1 protein-coding gene is annotated in these 1,313 nt (G+C 53.3%); it reads right to left on the bottom strand.

Features of this window, described 5'->3' with window-relative positions:
• Positions 1 to 37: 37 nt before the first annotated feature.
• A protein-coding gene (locus PSEUDOMOFG3G_RS24130; RefSeq protein ID WP_139051244.1) for an IS3 family transposase occupies positions 38 to 1,260 on the bottom strand; the annotation gives its coding sequence in 2 pieces (ribosomal slippage) (positions 38 to 909 and positions 909 to 1,260; 1,224 coding nt in all).
• Between the last annotated feature and the right edge of the window lie 53 nt (positions 1,261 to 1,313).

The raw sequence follows: 1,313 nt of genomic DNA, 5'->3' as shown, positions 1-1,313 counted from the left end.
TGTCTAGTCCTGAAATAGGTTTACACCTGTTTCAGTCTCAAAACGCCCGATGCACCGCATCGGGCGTTTTGTATTTCAGGGCCAAATGAGGTCGCTTACGGTTATAGATTTCTATCGATTCCTCAACCATGCGCTTGGCTTGGGCGAGGTCTTTGGGACGGTGTAAAAGAAATTCTGTTTTCAGAATCCCATTCACTCGTTCCGCTAGGGCATTCTGGTAGCAGTCGTAGCCATCCGTCATCGAACACCTGACGCCATGCTTGGCGTGCAGCTTTTGGTAGAGATCAGAGCAGTATTGCGAGCCCCGATCGGAGTGATGTACCAGTGGCTGATTGGTTCTTCGGTGTCGAAGAGCTTTCGTCATCGCCCGGATGACTGACTCGGTATGCAGGCTTTCATGCACATGATGGCCGACTATTTTGCGCGAGAACGCATCAGTGACCAGACTTACGTAAGCGACGCTTTGCTCGGTCGGTAAATAGGTTATATCCGCCACCCACACCTGTTCCGGGCCGGTGGCAGTGACTTGGTCAGGGCCGGGCTTGAGCCGATTCGGATGTCGACGGAAGCGATGATGACTGTCGGTAGTCTTGTGATAAGCGCGTTTGCGTGGGACCAGTTGTCGCTGGTCTCGCAGAATATCGAACAATCGATCTCGGCCTACCGTTTGCGTTAGTTCAGGTTCGGCTTGCATTAGCCCATGCAGCTTACGGGTGCCCAACCGAGGCATTTCAAGGCGTGCCTCCAGCACAAACCCCAGCACCTTTTGCGCATGGCTAGCTTGCGCGTCGTAAGCTCGATTGCGCTTGTAATACGCCTGCCGTGAGATGCCCAGAAACTGGCAAGCCCTGGTGACACTCAGGCCTTCGATTTGCCCTTGGCTGAGGACTTGCCGGATCGCTTTTTTACGACAGAAACACCGTAATCGTTTTTCAGCACGTCAACGACAGCTTCAAAAAATTGGGCTTTCTGGTTGGCAAGGGCCAGCTTTTCTTCCAGCTCCTTGATTCGCTGCTCTGGTGTCAGCGGCAAATTTGGCTCGGCCATCGGTCGGTTCCTCTGGGCACGAATGGAGGCGCCTTGGCTCCAGTCCTGCCGCCCATGCTTGCGTAACCATACCAACACAGTCGACCGGCCCTGAATCCCATAACGCCGTTGAGCCTCTTTATAACTCAGTTCGCCCTTCTCAACCTGATCGACAACCGCCAATTTAAAGCCCAGCGTGTAATCACGCTGACTACGCCTTCTTCCTGAATCCATTGGTTCCTCCTGAGGATAGGTCAGAAGGTGTAAACCTTATTCAGGACGAGACA

This window comes from Pseudomonas sp. FG-3G (assembly GCF_901007645.1).
Classification (GTDB): domain Bacteria; phylum Pseudomonadota; class Gammaproteobacteria; order Pseudomonadales; family Pseudomonadaceae; genus Aquipseudomonas; species Aquipseudomonas rhizophila.
This window is presented reverse-complemented; position numbering and strand designations above follow the sequence as displayed.